The following is a 24,611-nucleotide window of genomic DNA, read 5'->3' as shown; positions in this document are numbered from 1 at the left end:
AATCTTTCGTTGTGTGGCGCTTGAATTGGCAGTCGCGAAGTCCGAAACAATCATCTGTAAATTGGCAACAGCATTCGGGATCTACGAACAATGGCGATGGACCGCCTCGCGGCGATGCAGTTATTTGTGCGCATCGTCGAGCGTCGCAGCTTCAGCGCAGCCGCTAGCGACCTTGGCGTGTCGCGCGCCGCGGCGACCGAGACGATCAAGCGCCTTGAGGCGAGGCTTGGCGCGCGTTTGCTCGTGCGTACAACGCGCCACGTGACCACTACCCTCGAAGGCGAGGAGTATCACCATCGCTGCCAGTCGATCCTGGCCGACGTGGAGCAGGCCGAGGGCGACTTGGCCACCAACCGGCCGCGCGGAACATTGCGGATCAGCGTTCACGGCTATTGGGCGCGCACCTTCCTCATCCCTCATCTACCCACGTTCATGGCCCGCTTTCCCGACCTGGACCTGTTCATCGACGAGGGTGATCGCTTCGTCGACATGGTTCGGGAAGGCTTCGATTGCGTCCTGCGGCATGGTGATCCCGTCGACAGCTCCATGATGTCGCGGCTGATCTGCCGGCTGCCCGAAGTGACGTGCGCGAGCCCGGATTATCTGGCCCGACACGGCGTGCCCGCGAGCCCCGACGATTTGGAGGGTCACTCCATCGTGGGCTTTGCCTCGTCGCGCACCGGCGGCACCTTGCCGCTTGAGTTCCTCGAACGCGGTTGCCTGCGCGAGGTCAAGCTGCCCTGCCGGGTCCGCGTCATCGGCTCCGAGACTATGGTGGCGCTTGCCCGGCAGGGCTTCGGCTTGATGCAGGCGCCGCGATTCAGGCTGGAGGCGGACTTCTCAACCGGAAACCTTGTTGAAGTGCTGCCCGAGTTCGCGCCGAAGCCGACACCCGTCTTCGCGCTGTTCCCGCAAGGCCGTCAATTCTCTCCGCGTATCCGCGTCTTCCTGAACTGGCTCGGCGAGCTGCCCTACTCGTGAGGCATATAGCCCTAAGGCGCATAACAACTCAACAATAGTTCGGTGCTAGGCTTGGTTAAACTCTCCTTGAACCGCGCTGTGTCACTTTCCAAACGTTACGTCAGAGCGAGCCGATAGGCGTTGCGTATGGGTGGAACACCGAACATCCGCTTGTACTCGCGGCTGAACTGGGACGAACTCGCGTAGCCCGTAGCGAACGCAGCCCTAGTGACGTTCGTTGCGCCCGACGCGATCAGGCGTTGGGCGTCAAGCAGCCGGATGTGCCGCTGGTAGGCGAGCGGACTATACGCGGTGACGGCTTTGAAATGGCGGTGGAAGGAGGTCACACTCATCCCGACGGACGCCGCAAGCCGCTGCACGCTCATCGGCTGATGCGCGTTGCTGCAAATCCATGTCACCGCAGTCCTTATTTGGTCAAAGCGGGTATTCTTCTGGACGATCTGACGCAGCGTGCACCCCATCGGGCCCTGCAACAGGCGATAGTATAACTCGCGCTCGATCTGCTGGGTAAGCACGGGGATATCAGCGGGGCTGGCCAAAAGCCGCACGAGGCGGTCAAGTGCTTCGGTCACGTCGTCGCTGGCTTGCGCGGGCGCGAAGGTGGGAGCGCCACATTCGCCAGCATCGGGCAAATAAAGCAGCAGATTGGCAACGACGCCCGCGTCGATTGCGAGGTCCGCGGCGATATATGGCTGGTCGCACGTTGCCTCGATTCACCTGACTGGTGAACGGCAAGCCTATGGACGCGACTGCGCAGCTGCCCGACGCGAAGTTGAGCGTGTCGCCACCGATCACCAGCCGCTTCGCCCCTTGCAATACTACGTAGAACTTGGGCTCGAACAGCGCCGGCGCTGGGTCGGTCGGCGCGGCGCTGGACCAGATCGTCAGGCGCGGGACGGCGGTTGTGATGGGCGATTGAAAAGCGTGATTGACCGCGATTGTCGTCAGGGTCGCCAGCGTGCTCGGGGAAACCATCAATCCTCCTGCTTCACCCGCGAGATAGGGTATTTGGCAGGATCAGGCAAGGCTTTGGGACGATCGCGGATGCAAGCGGGACGAATGCCGCCGACATGGCTTGTCAGGAGAAAAATTGCATGTCGACCAAGATCACCGCCCTCGTCACCGGTGCCAACAAAGGCATCGGTCTCGCCGTCGCCCGCCAATTGGGCGAGCGGGGCTTTGCCGTCTGGCTGGGGTGCCGCGACCATGAGCGCGGCGAAAGCGCCGCAGCGCAGTTGCGCGACGCGGGGATTGACGCTCGCGCCGTCATACTCGACGTCGCCGATGGCGAGAGCGTCCGGCGCGCAGCGGCGAACATCGCATCCGCCGTGATGGCGCTCGATGTGCTCGTCAACAACGCGGGCATCAATCTGGGTGCCCCGGGGAAGGTGAGCGAGGAAAGCGTCGACGGCATCCGCGCCCTCTTCGAGGTTAACGCCTTCGGCGCAGTCAGGGTCACGCAGGCTTTCCTACCGCTGCTGCGGAAGTCAGCCGCCGGGCGCATCGTCATGATGAGCAGCGGCCTGGCTTCGATCGCCGCGACCCGGGACATGACAAGCGAGAACTGGGGCGTCCCTTACGCGGGTTACAGTGCGTCAAAAACCGCGCTCAACATGTTCACGGTCAAGTTTGCCAAGGAGCTACTGGCGGATGGCATTAAGGTCAACGCCGTGGATCCCGGGCTCACCGCCACCGATCTCAACGGACATATGGGTGATCGCACCGTTGACGCTGCGGCGAGCATCGCCGTCCAGCTCGCGACCATCGGCCCGATGGGGCCGACCGGCGGCTTCTTCCACGACGGCAGCGGCACTCCCTTTGCTGCGCACGCGTGGTGATGACGGCATCCCCAGCGAGGCAGCTGACCCACAGCTCCGAATCCGAGAAAGGAAGTGCGATGCCCAACGATCAAGCCCTATTGCGGCGGTTCATGGACGAGGCGTCCATCCGCAACACGATCGCCCGCTTTGCCGACAGCGCGACGAGAAACGACCACGAGATGTTCCGCACGGTATGGGACGACGAGGGGGAGTTCGTGATCGGCCAGGCGCCGCACGGTCAGCGCGCCGCTGGCGTGGAGGACATCGTGGCGATGCTCGGGCGGTTGCGCGAGGGTAAGGACTTCTTCGTCCAATTTGCAATCCCTGGCGTCATCAACATCGACGGCGACGAGGCGACCACGCGGACGCTGTGCCACGAGGCTGCACGCGGGTCTGGCCCAAGCTATTACCGGAACCACTGCGTCGCCTTCGATCGTCTGCGGCGATCGGATGACGGCTGGGTCTTCACGAACCGTTCCTTTCAGTATCTGTGGCTCGACACCTCCCCGTTCACCGGCGACGCGTTCCCGCTCTTTCCCGACAGCGTCGGCGCGTTGACCCAGTGAGTGGGCTGGCGACGGTCAGGCTAGAATGACAAGGAGTCGTGGGTCATGTTCTTTATAGCAGGCATTACCGGCCACATCGGCGGCGCGACGGCCAAGGTGCTGCTTGCCGAAGGCAGGCCGGTCCGCGCGCTCGTCCGTAATCTGTCGAAGGCGATTGAATGGGCCGATCGGGGCGTGGAGCTTCAAGCCGGCGACCTCACCGACTCGCACGCGCTCGCCGAGGCGCTGGAGGGCGTCGAGGCGGCGTTTCTGATGCAGCCCACGCCGATGGGGGTCACGCGCAATTTTCCCGAAGCCCATGCGTTGACCCACAGCATCGCCGATGCGCTCGAGCGGACGCCGCCGCCGAGGGCGGTGGTACTCTCCTCTGTCGGTTCCGAGCAGGACTGCGGGCTGGGAAACATTACGCAGACCCATCTCCTTGAGCGCGCGCTCGACCGGTTTACCTTTCCCTTAGCCTTCGTGCGGTCAGGCGCTTTGTTGGAAAACAATCTTCAGTCGCTTAAACGCGCTGGCGAAACAGGCGTTTTCGACAGTTTTCTCCAACCAGTAGACCGCGCCTTCCCGATGGCGGCAACTGCTGACGTCGGCGCAGAGGTCGCCCGCCTGCTCGTCGAGGGCTGGAAGGGCCGCAAGGTCATTGAACTGGGCTCGTACTACTCGCCCACAGAGATCGCGGAGGCGATGGGCAAGGCGCTCATGAAGCCCGTCCAAGCCCGTGCGATCCCGCGAGATCGCTGGGGGACCGTCTTGGAGCACATGGGCCTTCCACCGGAGAAGGCGGTTAACTGGGAGGAGATGCAGGACGGCTTTAACAACGGGTGGATCGACTTCGGCTGCCAAGGAACTGAGGCGGTCGCTGGAACGACCAAGCCGGTAGACATCTTCGGATTGAGTTTGCAGGCGCAGAAAGCGTGATCCAAGCCACGGAGGCCATCACCGTCGCGACTACCAATTCGTTTCAGCCATCGACCGAAACACTGATGCGCGGACGCGTGATGCTGCTGCTTATCGTTGCAGTCAGCAGCGAAGCAGTCGATGAATCCTTGGTTGTCTCGATCGTCCAGACGTTTAAACAGCGCAGCATAATCGCATTGAGGCGCTGGCCGGGTTCATCGCAGCTGCGATTGGCGGATTGTAAATGATGCCGCGCGCCCAGATGGATCGGTGTCGTTGATGGAACTTCGACATCTCCGCCATTTTGTAGCCGTCGCCGCCGAGTTGCACTTTGCGAGAGCTGCCGAGCGCCTCGGCATGGAGCAATCACCCCTCAGTCACTCGATCCGCAATCTAGAAGCTGAACTGAAGACGAAGCTGTTCCATCGAACGACCCGTCGCACTTGGCTAACCCGCGCTGGGGCGCGCTTCTACGCGGACGCCAGGCGCATTCTGAACGACGTCGATGCCTCTGCCGCGTCGCTGGTAGTCGAGCGGAACGATGACCCCGATCATGTGCGGCTGGCGCTAGCGGAGGATCTCGCCGGAGAGCCGTTCACGCGCCTGCTGTTCGAGTTGGAACATCATCGGCCCGCGGCCCTGGTCGAGGTGCGTGAACTCACGCACGGCGAAGCCGCCAAACTCGTGCGGGATTGCGGGGCCGACGTCGCGCTCACGCTCGACGGCCGCGCGTCAGAGGACTTGATCCAGGTTCGGGGTTGGGCGGAGCCGCTGATGCTGGTGGTCCCGATCGGACATCCGCTCGCCGAACGCGACGAGGTCGACCTTGGCGAGATCCGCGCCGAGCGGCTCGCGCTGCCTCGCCCGACCATCTGTCCCGGCTACCTTGCGCAGATCGACGGTCTGCTCGAACGAAGCCAAGCCAGGGTCGCCGAGCGGGTCACGGTCCGGCACTGGAACACGGCGGTCAGCTTCGCGTCGACCGGCCGAGCCTTGGCGCTGGTGCCGGCCTCTTTCGTGAACGGCGCGACCTCAGTCGCGATCGTGCCGGTCAGCCAGCCCGGCGCCGAGCTGGTGACGTGGATCCTTCACCGCGAGGAGCCGTCGCCCGCCGTCTCGCTAGTACTCGAGGTTGCCGCGCTGATCGACGCCGAGCCGGTACCGCTCGAACTACGAGTGGAGGACTGACGCGCGGCTCGGAAGGCGCGGTCGCGCTCCATGAACGCGGCGAGCATGTGCGGCACGAGCGCGACCGCATCGACGGGCTCACCGTATTCACGGGCGTAGAGTTCGGCGTAGCGGTCGAGGTCGGATTTGACTGCCGCCGGGAGCGTGATCGTCAGCCGGACCGATTCCATCTTCGGCAACGGCCCAAGGCGCAGCTTACTATTCATGGCGTAACTCCTCCCGCCCGGCTTGCCGTGGTCGTTCTGTAAGGGCGCAGCACGAGGTCTTTGTTGACGATCACCCGAACCGGGAATCCTGGCCGGACCGTCAATGTGGGCTGGATGTTCAGGTTACGCCGGGTAATCTGCTGACCGACTTGGTTGACGCTTTCCTCGGCGCTGCGCGAGGTCGCGACGACGACCGTCTGCTGTCCGGTGCCACCGAGGCCACTGTTCTGCGTCCCGAGTTCCGCGCCGACGCCAAGGAGGGTCGAAAGCGCCGCGCCGGCGAGTAGCTTGCCCCAGTGATTGTCAGTCTCGTCCTCGAGCCCGGCGAACCCCTTGGTGTCCGCCCCGGGCAAGCGGTCGAGGACGATTGACGAGCCGTCGGGCATCACCAACCGCGTCCAGACGAGCAGGATGCGGCTCTGCCCGTAAGCAATCTGGGCGTCGTAGGTGCCGAGCAAGCGCGAGCCCTGCGGGATGAGGAGCGTGCGCCCGGACACGGTGTCGTAGACCGGCTCGGTCACGGTCGCGATCGCTTGGCCCGGGAGGTCGGAGTTGAGCCCCGTCACCATCGCGGCAGGGATGATCGTCCCTGCCATGACCTGGAACGGCGACGCCGGCGTTTGCAGCCGACCGCTGGCGTAGATCTTAGTATCTACCGAGGCGTTTAGGAATGCGCTCTTCCGGTCCTGGCCGTTCTGCGTGAAGGTCTCGTCCTGACGCTGGCTCTCGGCCGAGCCCGGCAGCGGCGCGAACGGGTCGCGGCCGGCAAGCGCGGTCGGCGTTGGCGTGATGGCGGTCGCTTCTCCTTGACCCTGCTGCTCCGACCGTTGGCGGACCTGCACGAAGAGCTGTCCCCGCGCGGCGGCCTCCGCCTCCTGGCGGAGCCGCTGCTGCTCGGCCATGCGCGCCTGCTCCTCCGCGCTCGGCCCGGGCGGAGCTCCCGGCGCGGTTGCGGGAGCACCACCCTCCTGCTGCGCGCGCAGGAAGGGCCGTCCGAGGTCGCCGGGCAGCGGCGGGCCGAGCTGCGGCACGGGCGCACGGGGCATGCCCGCATAATCCCGCGGCAAAGTGTTCAGCCCTTCGGCGACCGGCTTGCGGTCGGTCGAGTAGAGCTCCTGCGGGGGAGTGCCGCCGCCATGGTTGACGCCTAGCGCCCAGATGGCGAGCCCGCCGACGGTCAGCGCCGAGACCGAGCCGAGCAGGATCAGTGCGCGCTTGGACAGGCGGGTGACCGGGCGCGGCTTGGCACGGAGGGCCAGCGCCTCGGGCGCGACCTTCGTCTGCGGCGGCACCTGCGGCGCGCCAGGAGGCGGAGCCGCCGCGGTCATGAGCCGAAGATCCCGCGCCGCCGCCCGTCGGTGCGCTCGATCCGCACCACCTGCTGCGGGTCGCCGCCGAGGCGCAGCTCGGCAGCGCCGAACAGTCGATCAACGACGTAGTAGGGCGCGCGCGAGCGGTAGTTGACCAGCTGGTTCTCGCCCGTCGGACCGACCACGAACAACGGCGGCAGCTCGCCCTGAGCGATCCCGGCCGGGAACTGGATGTAGACCTTCTCGCCGTCGTCGAACGCCCGCACCGGCCGCCAGGGCGGGTTTTCGCCGGAGATGGCGTACCGGAAGTGCAGCCGCTCAAGCGGGATGCCGTCCGCCACCGGCGCGGCCGCCTCGGCGCGGCGGTTCTGGTTCTGAAGAGCCAGAAGCCGGTCTTGGGGGTAATCCCAGGAGGCCGACGCCATCCAGGTCAGCTCGGTCGCGGTCAGCTCGATCAGGTAGGTCCGGCGATCCGTGTTGACCACGAGATTGGTCTTCAGGTCCGGCCGCGTCGGCTTGACTAGGATGTGGACTCGGGCGCTCGCGCCCGTGCCCGATGAGGTGTCGCCGATTACCCAGCGCACGGTGTCGCCGGCCGACACTGAAACCAGCTGCTCGCCTTCCTGAAGGGCGACGTCGGTCACCTTCCCGGGCGAAGCGTAGACTTGGTAGAGCGCTCCGGCCGAGTACGGCCAGACCTGGGTGGCGTTGAGGTAGCCGTAGCGCGACGGCTGCACGCGTGCGGCGCGGTTGGCGAGCGCGACGCGCGCTTGCGGGTCGCCCGGCTCGGGCGCGCTGCCGCCTCGGCCCGGCGACGGCTTGAGCTGGCCGGGCAGCGGCAGGGGCGTCGGGACTTGGACGATCTCAACCGGCTTCGGGGGATCGACCAAGGAGACGGCCTCAGTCGCGGGCGCGTCGAGGCTGATCTCGGGCGGCGGCGTGCCGTGCGCGCATGCGGCGAGCGTCAAGACCGACGCGGTCAGAGCCAAGACTTTTCCGGTCTTGATCGGGGTCATGTGTTCTCTCCTCATGACGGCCCAAGCTCCCGGCTCCAGTTCAGGCCGTTGACATAGATGCCGAGCGGGTTCTTGCGCAGCTGCGCCTCGTTGCCGGGCGACTGCACGACGATGGACAGGATGGCGGTCCAGCGGTCGGTGCCGGTCAGCGCCCCATTCTCGTAGCGGCGCTCGACCCAGCGCACCTGGAAGGAGCCCGGCGAGGCCCGCACGACGCTGGTGACTTCGACCGCGACCGATTGCTTGCCGACCTTGCCGAACGGGTCGTTGACGCGGGCGTACTCGTTCAGCACCGCCGCGCCGCGGTCGGTGGCGTAGTCGTAGGCCTCTAGCCAGTCCTGGCGGACCACGATCGGGTCGAGCGGCAGCGAGCGCACGTCGGTGATGAAGCGCGCCAGGTGATTTGCGATCTGGGCGTCGTTCGGTTGGTAAGCCTCGGCGGCCGCGCCGACGGCGCGCACGTCGCCCTGCTTGTCGACCTCGACGACATAGGGGGTGATGGTCGAGCGGCCCGACTGCCAGACCAGGCCCCCCGCCATCAGCACCGACAGGCCGAGCGAGCCGAACGCCATCATGCGCCAGTTGCGCGCCTGCGAGCGCGAAGCGCCGAGTCGCTCGTCCCAGACTTGGCCGACGCGCTGGTACGGCGTCTCGGGTTCGGGGGTGTCGGAGTAGCGGACGCCCGCTCGCTTGAAACGCATCGGTCAGATCTCCTCGTTCTGGCCGAGCGTCGGCGACGGGCCCGAGCCGCCGCTGTCGCCCGACTTCAGGGTGTGGGCGGCGGTCTCGACGCCGCGGCGGATGGTGTCGCCCCGGCGCAGGTTGCGCGCCCACCGCGGTGCGGCCTCACCGCCGGCCGGGCCGCCCTCCGCATCGGAGCTGCTTTCCTTCCCGGCCGAACCGCCGGTCCACGCGCTACGGGCAGCCGAGCGGACGCTATCGCCCGCAGCACTCGCGCCGGCGCGGGCCATGTTCGCCATCCCAGCGCCGGCGCGTGCCGCACCCGATCCGCCTGACGCGGCCGAGCCCTCCGTGAAGGAGGAACGAGCGCTGGCCGCTAGGCTGGTCGCGCCGCGCGATCCGCCCATGGCCGCGCCGCCGGCGAGACGGCCCGCGGCGAGCGCGCCGGCGCCGCCCGCGGCGATGAGGCCGGCGCCGGCGGCGGTCGCGCCGACGGCCGCGCCCGCTCCGAGCTGCGGCGCGCCGCTGACGAGGCCCGTGGCGATGCCCGGGCCGAAAATGCCGAGGCCGAGCAAGGTGACAGCGCCGAGCACGATGGCGAGCGCATCGCTGATATTGGGATCGGTTCCGGCGGCGGACTGGAATTGGCTGAACAGGCCCGTGCCGATGCCGACGATGACGGCCAGCACCATGACCTTGATGCCGGACGCCACGACGTTGCCGAGCACCTTTTCGGCTAGGAACGAGGTCTTGCCCCAAAGCGCGAACGGCACGAGCACGAAGCCCGCCAGCGTCGTCAACTTGAACTCCAGCACGCTGACGAAGAGCTGCACCGCCAGCACGAAGAAGCTGATGATGACGATGATCCAGGCGATGAACAGGACCACGATGATATCGACGTGGGTGAACACGCTGGGGAAGCCGGCGAGCTTGCCGATCTCGGTCAGCATGGGCTGACCGGCCTGCACGCCGACCTGCGCCAGGCGGCCGGGCTGAAGGAGTTGGCTGGCGTTGATGCTACCGCCCGACGCCTTCAGGCCGAGCCCGGCGAAGCTGTTGAAGATCACGCCTGCGAGGAAGTTGAAGTTGCCGATGATGAACGCGAAGGCGCCGACATAGAGGATCTTCTTGATGAGGCGTGGCATGACCTCATCGCCGCCCATCGCCCAGAACAGGCCTGCGAGGGTGATGTCGATCGCGACCAGCGTCGTCGACAAATAGGCGATCTCGGGCTGCAGCAGGCCGAAGCCTGAATCGATGTAGCGCGAGAAGGTGTCGAGGAAGCGGTCGATGACCGAGAGGTCGTTCATGGCAAGGGGATCACAGGATTGCGCTGGGGCGCTGCGGCGCCGGCCTGTGGTGCGCTTCCGGTTTCGTCGCGGGCGGCGCCGGCAGCTTCATCGTCGGCCGGCTCGGGAACGGGTCGACGCGGTGCGGCGTGTAGGGGACGCCCTGACCGAGGAAGCGGCGACGGAGCGCCTCGGACGCTGTGCGGCAGACCGACTCGGTCGCCCCCGGCGCGTTGGCCTTGCAGCCCGCCTGCACCTCGTCGAGGTGCTTGGGATCGCGCAATAGGCTGTCGACGCTGTCCTCCGCCCGCGCGGCATGGACGGCGAAGCCGATCATGACGACGGCGATGGCGGGTGATGCGAAGCGAAGGATGCGGGACGTCATGACGAGGCTCCTCGGCGGTTGACTGGTCATTGCGGGAAGACCTGGACGGGAGCCGGCGTGTAGGCGACGCCCGAGCCCATGAAGCGGGTGCGGTTGGCCTGCGCCTGTGCGTCGGCTTCGAGGGCGCGCGACTGTTCCAGCGCGGTCGCGCGGTCTTGCGCGATGCGGAGCTGCTGCGACTGCATGGTCTGCTTGGCCAGGAGCGCCAGCAGCTGGTTGGTGGCCTGGGTCGCCTGCAGGATGCCGGCGGCGCCCTGGCTCGAGCCGACGATCTGGCTCAGCGTGCCCTGGTCGGCGGTGATCGAGGCGTTGACCTGCGCCTGCATGTCGAGCGTGGTGTGGAGCGCGGCGAGCGAGTTGTTCCATCGCGTACGCGCGTCGGCGACGGTCTGGTCGAGCGAGGTGTTGGCGCCGTAACCGGACGGGTATTGCTGGCTGAACTGCTGGTCGAGCTGGCCGACCTGGGTGGCCAGTCCCTGCGCCTGGCTGATCAGCGCGTTGGTGCGGGCGATGTCCTGCTGCAGCATCGCCATCGGCGAGTAGGCGAGGCTCGCCAGGTTCTTGCCTTGGTTCACCAGCATCTGACCCTGGTTCAGGATCATCTGCGCCTCGTTCTGGAGGCTCTGGATCTGGTTGTTGATCTGCTGGAGCGACCGTGCCGCGGTCAGCACGTTCTGGCTGAAGTTGGTTGGATCGTAGACGACCCACTGGGCTTGGGCGGCGGGCACGGCGAGCGTCAAGGCGAGCGCGGCCGTGGCCGCGAGCAGGGTCTTCTTCACGGGGCGGTCTCCTCAGGTGTGGGCACGAAGGGCTGGGCGAGCTCGGCCGCCCAATCGAGGCCGCGCGTGCGCAGCCAAGCGCTGGCGAAGCGCTCGGGGCCGTGCTCAGTGAGCACCGCGTCGATCGCGGCATGATCGCGAGGGCTGGACGCGGCGACGAAGGCCAGCGCCACTTCGCCGAGCTGCAGATCGAACAGCCGGTTGCCGAGCCGGGATTGGACGTAATAGTCGCGCTTGGGCGTGGCGCGGGCGAGCATCTCGATCTGGCGGGCGTTCAGCCCGAACCCCTCGTAGATCGGCCGCAACTGCGGCTCGACCGCTTGGGGGCTGGGCAGGAAGATGCGCGTCGGGCAGCTCTCGACGATGGCGGGCGCGATGGCCGAGCGCTGGATGTCGGCGAGCGACTGCGTGGCGAACACCACGCCGACGTTCTTCTTTCGCAACGTCTTCAGCCACTCGCGGATGCGGCTTGCGAACACCGGATCATCGAGGAACACCCAAGCTTCGTCGAGGACGAGCAGCGTCGGACGTCCGTCGAACTGCGCCTCCAGCCTGTGGAACAGGTAGGTCAGCACCGGCAGCACCACGCTCTTGGCGTGGAGCAGGTCCTCCATCTCGAAGGCCTGCAGGTCGCCCAGCGTCAGGTCCTCATGGTCGGCGTCGAGCAGCCGGCCGAACGGACCGTCCAGCGTGTAGGGCTGGAGCGCCTGGCGCAGCTTGTTGGACTGCAGCAGCGTGGCCAGCCCGCTCAGCGTCCGCTCCTCAGCGGGTGCGGAGCCAAGTGAGCCCAGCGCCGACCACACCGCGTCCTTGACCTCGGGCGTCACCTCGACTCGTTCGTGACCGAGGAGTTGCTGCACCCATTCTGCCGCCCAGGCGCGCGCGCCGGGATCGTCGACGCCGCGCAACGGCTGGAAGGTCAGCCCACCTTCCAGGCCGAGGTCGTGGAACTCGCCGCCGAGCCCCAGCATGGCGGCGCGGACCGAGCGGCCCTTGTCAAAAGCGTAGATCCGGCTGTCCGGATACTTGCGGAACTGCACGATCAGGGTGGCGAGGAGCACCGATTTGCCGGCACCGGTCGGCCCGACCACGATCGCGTGGCCGACGTCGCCGACGTGGGTGGTGAGCCGGAAAGGCGTCGCGCCCTCCGTGCGGGTGATCAGCAGCGGTGGCCCATCGAGATGCTCGTTCCGCTCGGGGCCGGCCCACACGGCCGACAGCGGCATCAGATGCGCGAGGTTCAGCGTCGAGACGATCGGCTGGCGGACGTTGGCGTAAACGTGGCCGGGCACGGACGAGAGCCAAGCCTCGACCGCGTTCAGCGTTTCAGGCGAGGTGGTGAACCCGCGCCCCTGGATGACGCGCTCGACCGCCTTCAACCGCTCGGCCGCGATTCGCGGGTCCTCGTCCCAGACCACCACGGTCGCAGTGATGTAGCCAAAGGCGACTTGGTCGGAGCCGAGCGTCTGCAACGCCTCGTCGGCGTCTACCGCCTTGTTAGCGGCGTCGCTGTCGACCAGCGGGCTCTCCTGCTGGAAGATGGTCTCGCGCAACAGCGTGACGATGCCCTTGCGCTTGGCGAACCATTGCCGCCGCAGACGCGAGAGCTCCTTCTCGCCGTCGGCCTTGTCGAGAAACAGGAAGCGGGTCGTCCAGCGGTAGGGAAATCCCAACCGGTTGAGGTCGTCGAGCAGCCCCGGCCAGGTCGAGGCCGGGAAGCCGCGCACCGTCATGACGCGCAGGTGCGCTTGGCCCAGCATCGGCTCGAGGCCGCCGGTCAGCGGTTGGTCGGCGAGGTAGGCGTCTAGATAGGCCGGGACCTCGGGAACGGCGACGGCGTGGCGCCGGGTCGAGACGGTCCCGTGCAGATAGGTGAGCGTCTCGGCGTCGCTCAGCCAGGCGAGTTCGGGCAGGAAGCCGTCGAGCAGCGCGCTGACGCGGTCGCTCGCCTCGACGAAGCCGCCAAGCTGCTCGCGCCAGTCGACGGCGGGGCGCTCGGGTGCGTCGAGCATCATGGCCCCGGCGCGGGCCCGACCCTCGGGCGCAGGCAGGAAGACGAGCGTCAGATAGTAGGCGCTCTCGAACAGCTCGCCGACTTCGTTGAACGCCGCCTGGCGCTCCTGGTCGATGAGCCACGACACGGCGTCCGGGAAGGTCGCGTACGGATAAGGCGCGGCCGCGCGCCGGTCGGCCTCGACGAACAACGCCCAGCCCGAGCCGAGCCGGCGGAGCGCATTGTTCAGCCGCGCGGTGACGGCGACCAGTTCGCTCTCGGTCGAGCTGTCGAGGTCAGGACCGCGAAAGCGGGCGGTGCGCTGGAACGAGCCGTCCTTGTTGAGGACCACGCCTGGCGCCACCAGCCCGGCCCAAGGCAGGAAGTCCGACAGGCTGGCCGAGCGGCGGCGATATTCGGCGAGGTTCAGCATCGCGCCCTCATGCGTCCAGGAAACCGCGGTGCTTGATGTGCCGCGCGAACACTTGCGGGAATTGCGGCTCCACCCGCGCCGCCCAAACCGCGAGCATGTGGCCGACCAGCCAGATGCCGGCACCCGCGAACCACAATTGCAGGCCGATGCCGACCGCGGCGGCGAGCGTGCCGACCGAGATCGCTACCGTGCGCGGCGCGCCGCCCATCATCATCGGCTCGGTCAGCGAGCGGTGGAGCGGCACCTCGTAGCCGTCTGGAAGCGAGGCGCGGTTCACGAGATCAGCGCTCCGCCGCCGAACGAGAAGAACGACAGGAAAAAGGACGAGGCCGCGAACGCGATCGACAGCCCGAAGATGATCTGAATCAGCTTGCGGAAGCCGCCCGAGCTGTCGCCGAACGCCAGCGTCAAGCCCGTGGTGATGATGATGATCACCGCGATGATCTTGGCGACCGGCCCCTCGACCGAATCGAGCACCTTTTGCAACGGCGCCTCCCAGGGCATGGACGAGCCGGCTGCATAGGCCGGTGCCGAAAGGATCCCGCAGAGAAGGAAGGCCGCTGTCCCGGCGATCCGACGGCGTGCGGTTGCGAGCGTGCGTGAAGGCGTCACTGTGGGTCTCCGATCTCGTGAGGGTCGTTGGCGGTGAGGAGTTCGAGGCGGTAGCCGTCAGGTCCGAGCCCGCTGACCCGGGCGATCTCGCGGACGCGTCGGCCCGAGCCGCGCCCGGCGATGAAGGCGACGACATCGACCGCCTCGGCGATCAGCTGGCGGGGCACGGTGACGACCGCTTCCTGGATCAGCTGCTCGAGCCGGTGCAGCGCGCCGGCGGCGGAGCCGGCGTGGACGGTGGCGATTCCGCCGGGGTGGCCGGTGCACCAAGCCTTCAGCAGGTCGAGCGCCTCGGCGCCGCGGACCTCGCCGACGACGATGCGGTCGGGGCGAAGGCGGAGCGTGGAGCGGACCAGCTCGGCCATCGAGGCGACGCCCGGCTTGGTGCGCAGCGCCACCTGGTCGTCGGCGAGGCATTGCAGCTCGCGCGTGTCTTCCAGGATCAGCACACGGTCGCCGGTGCGGGCCACCTCGTCGAGAAGCGCGTTGGCGAGCGTGGTCTTGCCAGTCGAAGTGCCGCCGGCGATGACGATGTTGAGCCGCTCGCGTACGGCCTGGCGCAGGAACGCTGCCTGCGCGGGCGTGACGATGCGGTCGGAGACGTAGCGATCGAGCGTGTAGACGAGGCTCGCGCGCTTGCGGATCGCGAAGGTCGGCGCCGGCACGACGGGCGGGATCAGCCCCTCGAACCGCTCCCCGGTCTCGGGCAGCTCGGCGGAGACAATCGGCGTCTCCTTGTTGACCTCGACCCGGACGTGGGCGGCGACGAGCCGGATGATGCGGTCGCCGTCTTCGCGGGTGAGCTTGATCCCGGTCGGCGCGCGACCGCGGCTCAGCGTATCGACCCAGAGCGTGCCGTCGGGGTTGAGCAGGACCTCGACCACGTCGGGATCTTCCAGCGCCGCAGCGATCGCCGGCCCCATGGCGCTGCGCAGCATCTTGATCTGCCGCGAGGCGACCGACACGACGGGCGCTGCAGGGACGGAATGGAGCGGGCTCATGGGCCCGCTCCATCGTCCGAACTCCCTCCGCCGTTGAGGGAGGAAGCGCGCTCGCTGCTTTCCTCCTCTCCGTCCAGGCCGAAGAACTTGGCGTGGTCGGGGAAGATCTCCTCGTGAACGTCCTTGACGAAGCTGCGCCCCTTCTGGAGATGGCGGGCGAGCTGGTCGACGAACTGCTGGAAGCGCTCGCGCCCCTGCGCGCGAGCGGCGTCCTGGTGCGCGGCGGGGATCGGGGCGTTGACGGTCAGCGTGTAGCGGACGAACAGCGCAACCGTCTCGATCAGGATCGTCTGATCGCGTTCGAGCCGGTCGAACTGCCGAGTCAGCTTGTCGAGCCGCTTGGCGATTGCCGCCTCGCGCCGGTCGCCGCCGTCCGGCGACAGGTAGGACGAGAGTGCGGCGGCCACGATCGCCGACTTGGACACGCCCTTCATGCCGGCGAGCTGCGCTAGGCGGCGGCCGTGGTCCGGCTCGATGAAGATGTTGAGACGCGATCGGCTCACAGGGCGATCCCGTCGTCGGGATCGAGCGCGGTGTTCCGCGCGACGCGGCTGAACTGCCGCTCACCAGCCCGCATCGCGCGGGCCCGCTCCACTTCCAGGTCGGCGTCATCGTCGTCGAGTAGGAGGAGATCGGGGCGATGCTCCTCCTCGGCGGGCTGAGCCTGGGGCACGGTGATGTCGAGCTCGGGCTGGCGGCGCAGCCCGCCCTCCTTTTCGCTCATCAGCGCGGCGGCGCGCTGGGCGGCGTCGACCGCGGCCTGGTCGAATGCGCCCGACCAATCATCGGCGCGGGCGGCGGGCTTGTCGGTGTAGCCTTCGGTGGACAGGGTTGGCGCGGGCAGAACACGCGGCTTGAAATTAGCGTCTGAATAGAAGCGCAGCTTCTTGGCCCGGACCGGCGGATGGCCCGAGACCATCACCACCTCGTCGTCGGGCGGCAGCTGCATCACCTCGCCGGGGGTGAGAAGCTGGCGGGCGGTTTCCTGGCGGGACACCATGAGGTGCCCGAGCCACGGCGACAGCCGATGGCCGGCGTAGTTACGCTGGGCGCGCAATTCGGTCGCGGTGCCCAGCGCGTCGCTGATCCGCTTGGCGGTGCGTTCGTCGTTGGACGCGAAGGCGATGCGGACGTGGCAGTTGTCGAGGATCGAGTTGTTCGGGCCGTAGGCCTTCTCAATCTGATTGAGGCTCTGCGCGATCAGGAACGACCGCAGGCCGTAGCCCGCCATGAAGGCCAGCGCCGACTCGAAGAAGTCGAGGCGGCCGAGCGCCGGGAACTCGTCGAGCATGAAGAGGACGCGATGCTTGCGCGCGGCCCCGTCCTGCTCCTCCAGGCTCTCGGTCAACCGCCGGCCGATCTGGTTGAGGATCAGCCGGATCAGCGGCTTGGTACGGCTGATGTCCGACGGAGGCACGACGAGGTATAGCGAGACAGGATGCTCGGCCGAGACGAGGTCGGCGATGCGCCAGTCGCAGCGCGAGGTGACCGCCGCCACCGTGGGATCGCGGTAGAGGCCGAGGAACGACATGGCGGTCGAGAGCACGCCCGAGCGCTCGTTCTCTGACTTGTTCAGCACTTCACGCGCCGACGAGGCCACCACCGGGTGGACGCCGCGTGGCCCGAGGTGCGGCGTCGTCATCATCAGCTTGAGCGTGTGCTCGAACGGGTGCGCCGGGTCGGACAGGAAGTTGGCGACGCCGCAGAGCGTTTTGTCCGCACCTGCATAGAGGACGTGGAGGATGGTCCCGACCAGCAGCGAGTGGCTGGTCTTCTCCCAGTGCGAGCGTCGCTCCAGCGCGCCCTCCGGGTCGACCAGCACGTCGGCGATGTTCTGGACGTCGCGGACTTCGTGATCGCCGCGGCGGACCTCGAGCAGCGGGTTGTAGGCGGCCGAACGGTGGTCAGTCGGGTTGAAGTAGAGGCAGTGCGAGAAGCGCGACCTCCAGCCGGCGGTGATTGTGAAGTTCTCGCCCTTGATGTCGTGGATGACCGCCGAGCCGGTCCACGACAGCAGCGTCGGGACGACGAGACCTACTCCCTTGCCCGAACGGGTCGGCGCGAACGCCATCACATGCTCGGGGCCGTCGTGGCGAAGGTACTGGTCGTGAGCGCGGCCGAGGAACACGCCGGCGGGGCGGAGCATCCCCGAGCGCTTCAGGTCACGCGGCGACGCCCAGCGCGCGGAACCGTAAGTGGTGACGAGTTTGGCCTGTCGCGCTCGCCAGACCGAGCCGACCATAGCAGCGAGCGCGCCGAGCACGCCGCCTGACGCGGCGACATAGGCTCCGCGCTGGAAGACGGCGGGCGCGTAAGCGTCGAACTCGAACCACCAAACGAAGAACAGCCATGGCTGATAAAGCGGAACGCCGTGGAAGACGGTCCAGGGATGTCCGAGCTGATCTTGATAGCCGAGCGATGCGGCGGTCCATTGCGTGGTGAGCGACAAGCTCAGCACAACGATGCTGAAGACGATCACGATTTGACCGAACAGAACCTTGGTCGGCGTCATCCGACCACCTCGCCACCGGTACGCCAGCGTGCCCGACACGGCACGCCTGCGAGCGAGGGTTGATCACGGGGAAGACGACCGTCAAAGACGACGCAAGTCTCTGTTCAGACGCGGGAAGTCCGAAATCAAGCTCCGTCGTGGACCTTACAAGCCGAGCGTGTCGGCTGCCATAGCGACGTGCGCAATCGCTCGCTCGCTCGAATGACGAAACTCGCCAATGCGCGACTTTTCAGCAACAAGCCGTCGGTAGACTGATTGCAGGCCCGAAGTCAGGCAGCCAGTGGACTGCTCAGACGCCGATCCCGCGCTGGCGCGACAAGTCCCATGACACCGACCCGCCGCGCATGACGCCTGATACCGATTGTCCGAGCCGCTGTTCGAGCACCGGCTTCCACGGGACGAGGCTGAACCCGACACCATCGTCGACCATGGCGAAGCGGCCGCTCGCCAGCATCATCGAGCGACGATAGACACCGCCGACCTTTCCACCGTCGGAGACCGGCCGATGATCGAGACCAGTCTCGGCGGCGAGATTCCGTCCCACCTGGGCCACTTCGCGGTCGCGCAGCGTTGCCAGCAGGTCGCGCGCCAGCACAAGGCGTTGCCCGCGCCGTGTCGCAAGCCCCTCCTCAGCGAGGAAGGCGCCACGCTGTTCCAGCGCGCTTCGCACTTCCGCCCCGAACCCCGCCGCCGCGGGCGACGCGCCCTCGATCAGGGTGCGATCCAGCCAGGTGGCCCCGATCGCACGCGTCTGGCGGCCGATCGGCAGATGCGACCGCAGCTCGACCGACGCGCCGCCGAGCCGTCCGGCCTCTTGCGCGGCGGCGCGGTCGAGATAGTCGGCGGGCACGCGCCAGACCCCCCTCTCGATGCGCTCCACGATACCGGCGCGGCGGAGCGCTTCCAGCCGCCGCACGTGTGCGCCGACGAAGGTCTCCGGATCGTCTCCGGGACGGGCATCGCGCCGGACCTCGGCCAAGTGCCGATCGACCCGGTAAAGCCCGTCCCGTCCGACCTGGGTGGCGATGGTCCGGTCCGCCGGACGAGGCTCGCGCGAGGCGGCCCGGACCTCCGCGATGCCGCCGGTCGGATAAGCCGAGAGGTCCGCCCCCGGCGCAAGCGTGATGTAGTGCGCGCGACCGTCCACACCGTCGACTACCAGGTAGCCACGGTCCTGCAGTTCGTCGGCCAGTCCCTTCGCGGCGATCCGGCCGACGATTGTCGGCGACGCAGCCTCCGCGTCGAAGATCGCGAGCGGCCGTTCCGAACCCGACAACGCCCGCTGCATGGTGCGAATGATGTCGCCGCGCTCGCCCATGGCGCGCAGCGTCGGCTCAGCCGCCGGCGACACCGTCCAACGCATGGACATTTGGGCCTCCGCCAGACCCAGCCGCTCCAGCTCCTGCAGTCGGCCGACCAGTAATCCACGGCGGAAGCCGCCGTCGGCGCCGGCCGCAACCTCGCGGAGGTCGACGACGCCGTCGCGCGCGCGCTCAGCGAGCTGACGGTCGAGCCCGGTCCAGCGCTCATGGCCGAGCTCGCGGGTCATGCGGTCGCGCATCTCGAGCTCGGTCTGCGGACCGAGCACGTCGGTGGCCAGCTCGGAGGCGCGGCCACGAAGGCCGTGGCTGATGTAGTCGCGTGCGATGATGAGGTCGCGCCCGGTCTCGTCCACCCCGCGCAGGACGACATGGGTGTGGGGGTTGTCGGTGTCCCAGTGGTCGACCGCGACCCAGTCGAGCTTTGAGCCGAGGTCGGCCTCCATGCGCGCCATCAGGTCGCGCGTGTAGCCCTTGAGGTCGCCGATCTCGGCGGCGTCCTCGGGCGAGACGATGAACCGGAACTCATGGCGGTCGCCGACAACCCGCGCCTCGAATGCCTCGGTGTCCGCGACATCCTGCGTTGCGGAGTAGGCCTGCCCGGGCGCGCCCTCGCGGGTGACGCTGTCGCGCTGGATGTAACGGAGGTGCGCCGCGGTCGAGCCCGGCGCGGCTTGGGCATGAACCACCAGCCGCGCCTTGACCACGACGCGGCGCGCCCGAGGCCCGAGCCGGCTCCCGACGAGGCGGGCCGCGACATGGCCGCGCGCCTTCTCGGCGCCGCGTCCAAGTCGCCGCGCCAGCGGCCGCGCAGACCCGCCGCCGTTTGTCTGAGCCGCCCGGAGCACTTGGCTCGTGAACCGCGTGGCGCCGCCGTCGACCCGGTTCTTGATCTTGCCTGGTCGGGGGCGGAATTGGTCCTCGTCAGACCCGGCCATGGTGCGCTCTCCAGCGTAGCCGGTCGGACGAAGCACGCGAAAACCTGGCTGTTACGAACAGCTTGCACCTGAGCGAAGCACGGCTCCCCCTCAGGCGCGTGCCGCGCCCACCGACGTGCAGACCTGGGCGAAAGCCCCGCCGCGTGCCGCGGCCTTCTATCTTGCCCTCGCCCTCGCCCTCGCCCTCGACTTTCGTCTCTCCCTCACGGTCGTTCCTCCAGTCGGGCAAGATGCCGGGTCTGCACATCGGTCAGTTGTCACCACTGTCATTGCGCGGTTCAACGCGACGCTGATCCTGGTGCGCGAGGCGGATGAACAGCGCGTCGTTTGGCTGCATGTCCTGCTGCCCGAAATCCGACGACAGGCGCGCATTCGCCGCGACGAAGAGCGGAGCTGCTTCGGGGCGTGGGGCCACACGCAATGTCCGCCGGGAAGGAGAGAGAGCCGCGCGTCGCATCGCGTCGGCGCTGGTCAAGTCCTGCACCTGCGGCGTCGATACCGCGCCTTCGCCGGTGTCACCGAGGAGCTGCGGCGCGAGCGTCCGGACGTAGCGTTGGGTCTCATCGGGAAGCGGTCGACCGCTGCGAAGATGGTCATCGACGCGCCCAGGCCCGGCATTGTAGGCGGCCAGAAAGTGCGCTGTCCCATAGCGGTCGTACATCTCGCGCAGGAACGCGGTGCCGGCGAGGATGTTGGCGCGCGGCTCGTAGGGATCGCTGCCGAGGCCGTAGCGCCGGGTCATCTCGGCGAACGTCTCGGGCATGACCTGCATGAGGCCCATCGCACCTGCCAATGAGGTGATCGGGCGACCGTTCAGCATCGTCTGCCCGCCGCTCTCCATCCGAATGACGCCGCGCACCCACGACCGCGGCAGATTGAACCGCCGCGCCGCTTCCTCGATCATCTCGTCCCACTGCGAGATGGCCCCGCCTTGGAAGCGTGGCCGCGGGTACAGCGACGCGCCGTAGATGGTCGGATTGGTGGATTGCGGCGGCACGAGCACCGGGCCGGAAAGCGAGAAAGGTGACACGCGCACGACCGGATTGGCGGGCTGGGCTTCGCCGGGAGTTCGGTCCACGGGGGGTGCGACGGGCCTTGTCGGGACCGTCGCAGGTTCGGCGTGCCCGAGGCGCGTGGTCGACAGCAGCATAAGCGACGAACAGGCGGCGATCGCGCCCACCACGGAGATCCTCACCACGTCCATAGGGGTGTCGCCTTTCCGATGATGCTGTTGATGGAAACGGGGCCGAAATAGCGGCCGTCGAAGGAGCCGGGTGCCGACTCGTTGAACAGGAAGACCTCGCCCGGCCCCAGCACGCGGCAGCCGGTCCAGCGCGGCAGCTCGCGTCCCGCGCCGTCGCGGTCGCGGGCCATCCCGACCGGCGATGCGTCGATCGTCACCTTGTCGCCGTCGCGGCAGATGGTTTGGCCCGCGCGCGCCCGCACGAACTTCAGGATGGGCACGCCGTCGGCGAGGTAGCCGCGCTCGACTAGCAGCCGCTCGGCGCGCAGCGGCGGCCGCGCGACCACCAGGTCGCCGACCGCCAACGCGTCCGCACTGCCGACCGCATACCAGCCGAGCGGCACGCTGGCGCTGGCGTTGTAGACGACGCGCAGCGGCCAGATGTCCGCCGTCGAGACGATGACGAGTCCCGCGCCGAGCACGGCGAGATGGAAGGCGGCGATGCGGCCGAACGACAGACGCAACGTCATGGGCGCATCTCGCCGCGCAAACGGCGCTCGTCGGCCTCGGCCGGCGCATAGATGCGCGGCTCCAAGCCGGCGGCGATCCGGTTGTGCGCGGTGCGCCAGTAGCTTTCCGGAAGCGCCGCCGGATCGAGCGCCTGCGCCTCGATCGCGTCGATCAGCGCCAACGTGCGCGTCACCCTGGCGACGCCGCCGGCGCTCAGCCAGATGTGAGCGGCGGGTGCGACGCCGGGGACTGTCTCGGCGCGTTCACCGCGAGGCACCGCCTGCAAGACCCAGAGCCGCCAATGCTCAGTCCCGTAACGGTTGGCCCGCCATTGGACGTAGCCGAACACCGCGCCCGGCTCGAACAGATCGACGCGGCAGCGCCGGTCGATGATGCGCTCGGCGGCGGGCGTGCCGAAGCGCACGCGGTCGTTCACCCGCTCGGGCAGGAACAGCACGGTGACGCGGGTCAGACCGCGCTTCGACCCGGCGGTCATTGGGCGCTCCCGTCCGGCTCGGGAAAGGCCTGCTCCAGCATCGCCCGGAGCATATCGGCGACGGTCAGGCCGCGCGTGAACGCCGCGACCTTGATGCGGCCGCGCAGCGCCGGGGTGACGTCCACCGTCAGCCGGGCGGTGAACACCTCACCCTTGACGCTGGCGGGCGCCGCGGCCGGTTCCGGCGCGCGGACCCAGGCGTCCGGGTCGCGCGGGCGCGCCACGAACGCCGCCGGCCGGGACTCACGCCCGCTCACCGCCCCGCCTCCTTCACGGCCACGCCGAACGCCGCGATCTCGCGGCCGGCGGCCTCGGCTCCGTCCGCCTCATCGACGAGCCGGCCGGTGCTGGCGGCATCGGCAAAGGCGACGCGCTGGCCGATGCGCGAGGGCAGCATCGGCGGCGACTGGTCGGCGAGCGCCGCGGCGGTATCGCGTGCGATCACCGTGCGCGCCGCACAACGATTGAGCACGAACCGAGCGCGCAGGTCAGGGCGAAACACGCGCGCCTCGTCGAGCAGGCGCAGCATCTCGGCCGAGGCCCAGCCGTCGAGCGGCGAGGGCTGCACGGGGATTAGAACGAGGTCGGCGGCGAGCAGCGCCGAGCGCGCGATGCCGGTGACGCGCGGCGGCCCGTCGATGACGACGTGGTCGGCGTCCTTCGCCATCGCGGCGGCTTCGTGGTGCAGACTTTCGCGCGCCAAGCCGACGACGCCGAAGCGGCGCGTTAGCCCTTCACGGGCGCGCTGCTCGGCCCAGTCGAGCGCCGAGCCTTGTGGGTCGGCGTCGATCAACAGCACGCGCGTGCCCTGGCCAGCCAGCTCGCCCGCGAGGTGCAGCGCCAGGGTCGTCTTGCCGACGCCGCCCTTCTGGTTGAGGAGCGCGACAATCATCGCGCCGCTCTCGGAAAGCATGGGCTGCTGACGACGGTCTCAAGCGAAGATGCTTGAACTGCGCCGCGCTCGGAAGTATTAAGGCGTTCTTCTGCGTAAAGCAGCGGGCCGGGTCGTAGTCCTGACCAGCTTTGCGCAAGCTGACGCAGATCGCCTGCGAGGCACTTGCGTTCAACTTGACCGCGCCGCTCTTCCGTTAGAAAGAATCCGAAGGATTCTAAGTTAGAAGAGTTAGAGGGCGAATTCGCCGTTGTAATACAACGACTTAGGTGCGGTCTCGGTCCCCGATAGCACGAGGATCGGGTCCCCGATAGCACGATAGCTGCGGTCCTCGATAGCACGAGGCTATTCACAGCTTATCCCCAGGGTTGCTCACAACGGCGAACCGGCGCGCGGTGCGCGCGAACGGATCGACTGGAATGGGTGCGAAGCTCAGCCGCTCGCGTCCGGCGTCGACGGCGATCTCGAGCCGGTAGCCGGGCAGCGGTTGGCGCCGGACGATCTCGCGCAGGTCGAAGGCGAAGTGCTTCAGCGCGGAAAGCGAGCCCGATTTCGCGTGGAGATGCGCGAGGTCGAAGCTCCAGCCACCCTCCTGCCGGCCGCCGTGCTTGCGGACCAGGCGGTAGAGCCAGCGCTCCAGCCCCCCGGTCAGGTCGAAATAGGCGTCGTCGATGGTGAGGACGAGCGCGTCGTCCATCACCCCGGCGTAGAACCAGTCCGGGAGGATCAGTTCGAGCCCGACGGGCCGGCCGTGCGCGTCGGCGCGCTCCTTCCACTCGTTGATCCACGAGAAGCGGTGCATCCGCCGCTCGGTGGGCTGGCGAATCGAGGTGGCGATCGTCGTCGATTGCAGCCGGTCGAGCGCCGCCTTGAGCCGGTCATAGTCGCGCGCTGAGGTGCCGCGCCCGACGAAGGTCAGAACCTCGTATGGCGTCGTCGCCATCAGGCGCGACGGCTTGGCGCCACGGTCGCGCGCCTCGACGATCTGCGAGGCCGCCCAGATCAGCACGTCGGCGTCCCAGATGGTCGCCATGCCATGCTCGGGCACGGCCTCGACACGAATGGCGATCTTGCCGGCGCGAAAGTCGATCGGACGGATGCGCGGCGACTTGGCCAGGCTGAAGAACGGGTAGGCCATGAGGTCCTGGTGGTCGCGCGCGGCGAGGTCGCCGGGCAGCGCCCGGAACAGGTCGAGCTGCTCGCGTTCGGAGCGGCGGGGATGGGGCATGGCCACGATCGCCAGCCGCTCAGCGCGTCGCCGCGAGGTATTTTGGATCGGAGGTGGTGTCGCACGAGCGGGCGTTGGCCCAGCTCTCCAGGTCCTCGATGGCGTAGACGACGCGGCGACCGAACTTGCGGAACTTCGGCCCTCCGCCGACGACGCGCTGCTTCTCCAGCGTGCGCGGCGAGAGCTTGAGGAAATCCGCCGCCTCGTCGTTCGACAGATAGCGCGAGGCGGCCCGAGGCGCGGTCTCGCGGGCTGGGGTGTCCTTGATCGCAGCCTGGGTCATCGCGTGCCGCTCCGTCCGACCGTGTCGGGCGCGGCAGAAGCGCCGCGCAGTGGGGGCAAGCTGGACGAGGCCCGGAGGCGATCGGAGGGAGGT

Annotated in this window: 28 protein-coding genes and 1 pseudogene; 6 read left to right on the top strand and 23 right to left on the bottom strand. The window is 68.1% G+C overall.

Translation table 11 applies throughout. The features are described 5' to 3' along the window. Positions 1–90 precede the first annotated feature (90 nt). Positions 91–981: a LysR family transcriptional regulator gene (locus ACQY4K_RS03620; protein ID WP_428393504.1), complete on the top strand. Its 891-nt coding sequence runs from the start codon at positions 91–93 to the stop codon at positions 979–981. A 95-nt stretch (positions 982–1,076) separates the two neighbouring features. On the opposite strand, the gene ACQY4K_RS03615 is transcribed toward ACQY4K_RS03620, so the two are convergent. Both ACQY4K_RS03615 and ACQY4K_RS03610 read right to left on the bottom strand, forming a co-directional pair. After that, positions 1,077–1,694, bottom strand: a complete 618-nt coding sequence (locus tag ACQY4K_RS03615) for a helix-turn-helix domain-containing protein (RefSeq protein WP_428395947.1) — start codon at positions 1,692–1,694, stop codon at positions 1,077–1,079. Between the two features lie 13 nt (positions 1,695–1,707). Next, a pseudogene (locus ACQY4K_RS03610) lies at positions 1,708–1,956 on the bottom strand (AraC family transcriptional regulator N-terminal domain-containing protein); the annotation flags it as partial. Between the two features lie 119 nt (positions 1,957–2,075). Between ACQY4K_RS03610 and ACQY4K_RS03605 the strand changes: the two are divergent. The 5 genes from ACQY4K_RS03605 (at position 2,076) to ACQY4K_RS03585 (ending at position 5,452) form a co-directional block, all read left to right on the top strand. Continuing rightward, positions 2,076–2,819, top strand: coding sequence for an SDR family oxidoreductase (locus ACQY4K_RS03605; protein ID WP_428393502.1), 744 nt, complete (start codon positions 2,076–2,078; stop codon positions 2,817–2,819). Positions 2,820–2,911: 92 nt separating this feature from the next. Further along, complete coding sequence (locus ACQY4K_RS03600) at positions 2,912–3,367, top strand: nuclear transport factor 2 family protein (protein ID WP_428393501.1); 456 nt, start codon at positions 2,912–2,914, stop codon at positions 3,365–3,367. 45 nt (positions 3,368–3,412) lie between these two features. After that, complete coding sequence (locus ACQY4K_RS03595; RefSeq protein WP_428393499.1) at positions 3,413–4,285, top strand: NmrA family NAD(P)-binding protein; 873 nt, start codon at positions 3,413–3,415, stop codon at positions 4,283–4,285. After that, complete coding sequence (locus ACQY4K_RS03590) at positions 4,282–4,512, top strand: hypothetical protein (protein ID WP_428393498.1); 231 nt, start codon at positions 4,282–4,284, stop codon at positions 4,510–4,512. Before ACQY4K_RS03595 ends, ACQY4K_RS03590 begins: the two co-directional genes overlap by 4 nt. 31 nt (positions 4,513–4,543) lie before the next feature. After that, complete coding sequence (locus ACQY4K_RS03585) at positions 4,544–5,452, top strand: LysR family transcriptional regulator (RefSeq protein WP_428395945.1); 909 nt, start codon at positions 4,544–4,546, stop codon at positions 5,450–5,452. Here the strand turns inward: ACQY4K_RS03585 and ACQY4K_RS03580 are convergent. The 21 genes from ACQY4K_RS03580 to ACQY4K_RS03480 all read right to left on the bottom strand — a co-directional run bounded on the left by ACQY4K_RS03580 (position 5,353) and on the right by ACQY4K_RS03480 (position 24,518). Continuing rightward, positions 5,353–5,658: a DUF2274 domain-containing protein gene (locus ACQY4K_RS03580; protein WP_428393496.1), complete on the bottom strand. Its 306-nt coding sequence runs from the start codon at positions 5,656–5,658 to the stop codon at positions 5,353–5,355. The genes ACQY4K_RS03585 and ACQY4K_RS03580 overlap by 100 nt on opposite strands. Beyond that, the gene (locus ACQY4K_RS03575) at positions 5,655–6,986 is read right to left on the bottom strand and encodes a TrbI/VirB10 family protein (RefSeq protein ID WP_428393494.1); all 1,332 of its coding nucleotides are present in this window, start codon (positions 6,984–6,986) and stop codon (positions 5,655–5,657) included. Before ACQY4K_RS03575 ends, ACQY4K_RS03580 begins: the two co-directional genes overlap by 4 nt. Next, positions 6,983–7,984: a P-type conjugative transfer protein TrbG gene (gene trbG / locus ACQY4K_RS03570; protein ID WP_428393492.1), complete on the bottom strand. Its 1,002-nt coding sequence runs from the start codon at positions 7,982–7,984 to the stop codon at positions 6,983–6,985. The genes ACQY4K_RS03575 and trbG overlap by 4 nt, the downstream gene beginning before the upstream one ends. Positions 7,985–7,995: 11 nt before the next feature. Continuing rightward, positions 7,996–8,685 carry a conjugal transfer protein TrbF gene (trbF, locus tag ACQY4K_RS03565; RefSeq protein WP_428393490.1) on the bottom strand — a complete coding sequence of 230 codons (690 nt, stop codon included), beginning with the start codon at positions 8,683–8,685 and terminating at the stop codon, positions 7,996–7,998. Positions 8,686–8,688: 3 nt separating this feature from the next. Then, a complete protein-coding gene (gene trbL / locus ACQY4K_RS03560) occupies positions 8,689–9,975 on the bottom strand; it encodes a P-type conjugative transfer protein TrbL (protein WP_428393488.1) in 1,287 nt (428 codons plus the stop codon). A gap of 10 nt (positions 9,976–9,985) precedes the next feature. Continuing rightward, on the bottom strand, positions 9,986–10,339 hold the full coding sequence (locus tag ACQY4K_RS03555; RefSeq protein ID WP_428393486.1) for a hypothetical protein: 354 nt from the start codon (positions 10,337–10,339) through the stop codon (positions 9,986–9,988). A gap of 26 nt (positions 10,340–10,365) precedes the next feature. Next, on the bottom strand, positions 10,366–11,118 hold the full coding sequence (gene trbJ, locus ACQY4K_RS03550; protein WP_428393484.1) for a P-type conjugative transfer protein TrbJ: 753 nt from the start codon (positions 11,116–11,118) through the stop codon (positions 10,366–10,368). Then, on the bottom strand, positions 11,115–13,544 hold the full coding sequence (gene trbE / locus ACQY4K_RS03545; protein ID WP_428393482.1) for a conjugal transfer protein TrbE: 2,430 nt from the start codon (positions 13,542–13,544) through the stop codon (positions 11,115–11,117). Before trbE ends, trbJ begins: the two co-directional genes overlap by 4 nt. 7 nt (positions 13,545–13,551) lie before the next feature. Continuing rightward, positions 13,552–13,821: a VirB3 family type IV secretion system protein gene (locus ACQY4K_RS03540; protein ID WP_428393480.1), complete on the bottom strand. Its 270-nt coding sequence runs from the start codon at positions 13,819–13,821 to the stop codon at positions 13,552–13,554. Further along, complete coding sequence (locus ACQY4K_RS03535) at positions 13,818–14,156, bottom strand: TrbC/VirB2 family protein (RefSeq protein ID WP_428393478.1); 339 nt, start codon at positions 14,154–14,156, stop codon at positions 13,818–13,820. The genes ACQY4K_RS03540 and ACQY4K_RS03535 overlap by 4 nt, the downstream gene beginning before the upstream one ends. Continuing rightward, positions 14,153–15,157 carry a P-type conjugative transfer ATPase TrbB gene (gene trbB, locus ACQY4K_RS03530; RefSeq protein WP_428393476.1) on the bottom strand — a complete coding sequence of 335 codons (1,005 nt, stop codon included), beginning with the start codon at positions 15,155–15,157 and terminating at the stop codon, positions 14,153–14,155. The genes ACQY4K_RS03535 and trbB overlap by 4 nt, the downstream gene beginning before the upstream one ends. Further along, positions 15,154–15,660 carry a conjugal transfer protein TraG gene (locus ACQY4K_RS03525; protein WP_428393474.1) on the bottom strand — a complete coding sequence of 169 codons (507 nt, stop codon included), beginning with the start codon at positions 15,658–15,660 and terminating at the stop codon, positions 15,154–15,156. The genes trbB and ACQY4K_RS03525 overlap by 4 nt, the downstream gene beginning before the upstream one ends. After that, complete coding sequence (locus ACQY4K_RS03520; RefSeq protein ID WP_428393473.1) at positions 15,657–17,669, bottom strand: conjugal transfer protein TraG; 2,013 nt, start codon at positions 17,667–17,669, stop codon at positions 15,657–15,659. Before ACQY4K_RS03520 ends, ACQY4K_RS03525 begins: the two co-directional genes overlap by 4 nt. Positions 17,670–17,958: 289 nt before the next feature. Continuing rightward, on the bottom strand, positions 17,959–19,926 hold the full coding sequence (locus ACQY4K_RS03515; RefSeq protein WP_428393471.1) for a DUF3363 domain-containing protein: 1,968 nt from the start codon (positions 19,924–19,926) through the stop codon (positions 17,959–17,961). A 250-nt stretch (positions 19,927–20,176) separates the two neighbouring features. Then, positions 20,177–21,130, bottom strand: a complete 954-nt coding sequence (locus ACQY4K_RS03510; protein WP_428393469.1) for a lytic transglycosylase domain-containing protein — start codon at positions 21,128–21,130, stop codon at positions 20,177–20,179. Next, positions 21,118–21,639 (bottom strand): S26 family signal peptidase, encoded by a 522-nt coding sequence (locus tag ACQY4K_RS03505; RefSeq protein ID WP_428393468.1) that lies wholly within the window; start codon positions 21,637–21,639, stop codon positions 21,118–21,120. Before ACQY4K_RS03505 ends, ACQY4K_RS03510 begins: the two co-directional genes overlap by 13 nt. Then, positions 21,636–22,115, bottom strand: a complete 480-nt coding sequence (locus tag ACQY4K_RS03500; protein WP_428393466.1) for a DUF2840 domain-containing protein — start codon at positions 22,113–22,115, stop codon at positions 21,636–21,638. The genes ACQY4K_RS03505 and ACQY4K_RS03500 overlap by 4 nt, the downstream gene beginning before the upstream one ends. Then, complete coding sequence (locus ACQY4K_RS03495; RefSeq protein ID WP_428393464.1) at positions 22,112–22,372, bottom strand: hypothetical protein; 261 nt, start codon at positions 22,370–22,372, stop codon at positions 22,112–22,114. Before ACQY4K_RS03495 ends, ACQY4K_RS03500 begins: the two co-directional genes overlap by 4 nt. Beyond that, entirely contained in the window at positions 22,369–23,007 is a 639-nt protein-coding gene (parA, locus tag ACQY4K_RS03490; RefSeq protein WP_428393462.1) for a ParA family partition ATPase, read from the bottom strand. Before parA ends, ACQY4K_RS03495 begins: the two co-directional genes overlap by 4 nt. Positions 23,008–23,356: 349 nt before the next feature. Further along, positions 23,357–24,235 (bottom strand): replication initiator protein A, encoded by an 879-nt coding sequence (locus ACQY4K_RS03485; RefSeq protein WP_428393461.1) that lies wholly within the window; start codon positions 24,233–24,235, stop codon positions 23,357–23,359. A gap of 19 nt (positions 24,236–24,254) precedes the next feature. Then, complete coding sequence (locus tag ACQY4K_RS03480) at positions 24,255–24,518, bottom strand: helix-turn-helix transcriptional regulator (protein ID WP_428393459.1); 264 nt, start codon at positions 24,516–24,518, stop codon at positions 24,255–24,257. Positions 24,519–24,611 lie beyond the last annotated feature (93 nt).

It is taken from the genome of Lichenicoccus sp. (assembly GCF_965276875.1).
Classification (GTDB): Bacteria; Pseudomonadota; Alphaproteobacteria; order Acetobacterales; family Acetobacteraceae; genus Lichenicoccus.
The sequence above is the reverse complement of the archived record's forward strand: the minus strand, read 5'-3'. Positions and strand labels throughout refer to the sequence as shown.

Excerpts from the sequence above, each read along its gene's own strand:
- ACQY4K_RS03595 (WP_428393499.1), top strand. The coding sequence starts at position 3,413 with ATGTTCTTTATAGCAGGCATTACCGGCCACATCGGCGGCGCGACGGCC.
- trbB (WP_428393476.1), bottom strand. The coding sequence starts at position 15,157 with ATGAGCCCGCTCCATTCCGTCCCTGCAGCGCCCGTCGTGTCGGTCGCC.
- ACQY4K_RS03510 (WP_428393469.1), bottom strand. The coding sequence starts at position 21,130 with ATGGACGTGGTGAGGATCTCCGTGGTGGGCGCGATCGCCGCCTGTTCG.
- ACQY4K_RS03605 (WP_428393502.1), top strand. The coding sequence starts at position 2,076 with ATGTCGACCAAGATCACCGCCCTCGTCACCGGTGCCAACAAAGGCATC.
- trbE (WP_428393482.1), bottom strand. The coding sequence starts at position 13,544 with ATGCTGAACCTCGCCGAATATCGCCGCCGCTCGGCCAGCCTGTCGGAC.
- ACQY4K_RS03585 (WP_428395945.1), top strand. The coding sequence starts at position 4,544 with ATGGAACTTCGACATCTCCGCCATTTTGTAGCCGTCGCCGCCGAGTTG.
- ACQY4K_RS03520 (WP_428393473.1), bottom strand. The coding sequence starts at position 17,669 with ATGACGCCGACCAAGGTTCTGTTCGGTCAAATCGTGATCGTCTTCAGC.
- ACQY4K_RS03505 (WP_428393468.1), bottom strand. The coding sequence starts at position 21,639 with ATGACGTTGCGTCTGTCGTTCGGCCGCATCGCCGCCTTCCATCTCGCC.
- ACQY4K_RS03480 (WP_428393459.1), bottom strand. The coding sequence starts at position 24,518 with ATGACCCAGGCTGCGATCAAGGACACCCCAGCCCGCGAGACCGCGCCT.
- ACQY4K_RS03515 (WP_428393471.1), bottom strand. The coding sequence starts at position 19,926 with ATGGCCGGGTCTGACGAGGACCAATTCCGCCCCCGACCAGGCAAGATC.
- trbL (WP_428393488.1), bottom strand. The coding sequence starts at position 9,975 with ATGAACGACCTCTCGGTCATCGACCGCTTCCTCGACACCTTCTCGCGC.
- ACQY4K_RS03600 (WP_428393501.1), top strand. The coding sequence starts at position 2,912 with ATGGACGAGGCGTCCATCCGCAACACGATCGCCCGCTTTGCCGACAGC.
- trbF (WP_428393490.1), bottom strand. The coding sequence starts at position 8,685 with ATGCGTTTCAAGCGAGCGGGCGTCCGCTACTCCGACACCCCCGAACCC.
- ACQY4K_RS03485 (WP_428393461.1), bottom strand. The coding sequence starts at position 24,235 with ATGCCCCATCCCCGCCGCTCCGAACGCGAGCAGCTCGACCTGTTCCGG.
- ACQY4K_RS03580 (WP_428393496.1), bottom strand. The coding sequence starts at position 5,658 with ATGAATAGTAAGCTGCGCCTTGGGCCGTTGCCGAAGATGGAATCGGTC.
- ACQY4K_RS03620 (WP_428393504.1), top strand. The coding sequence starts at position 91 with ATGGCGATGGACCGCCTCGCGGCGATGCAGTTATTTGTGCGCATCGTC.
- ACQY4K_RS03500 (WP_428393466.1), bottom strand. The coding sequence starts at position 22,115 with ATGACCGCCGGGTCGAAGCGCGGTCTGACCCGCGTCACCGTGCTGTTC.
- ACQY4K_RS03555 (WP_428393486.1), bottom strand. The coding sequence starts at position 10,339 with ATGACGTCCCGCATCCTTCGCTTCGCATCACCCGCCATCGCCGTCGTC.
- ACQY4K_RS03575 (WP_428393494.1), bottom strand. The coding sequence starts at position 6,986 with ATGACCGCGGCGGCTCCGCCTCCTGGCGCGCCGCAGGTGCCGCCGCAG.
- trbG (WP_428393492.1), bottom strand. The coding sequence starts at position 7,984 with ATGACCCCGATCAAGACCGGAAAAGTCTTGGCTCTGACCGCGTCGGTC.
- parA (WP_428393462.1), bottom strand. The coding sequence starts at position 23,007 with ATGATTGTCGCGCTCCTCAACCAGAAGGGCGGCGTCGGCAAGACGACC.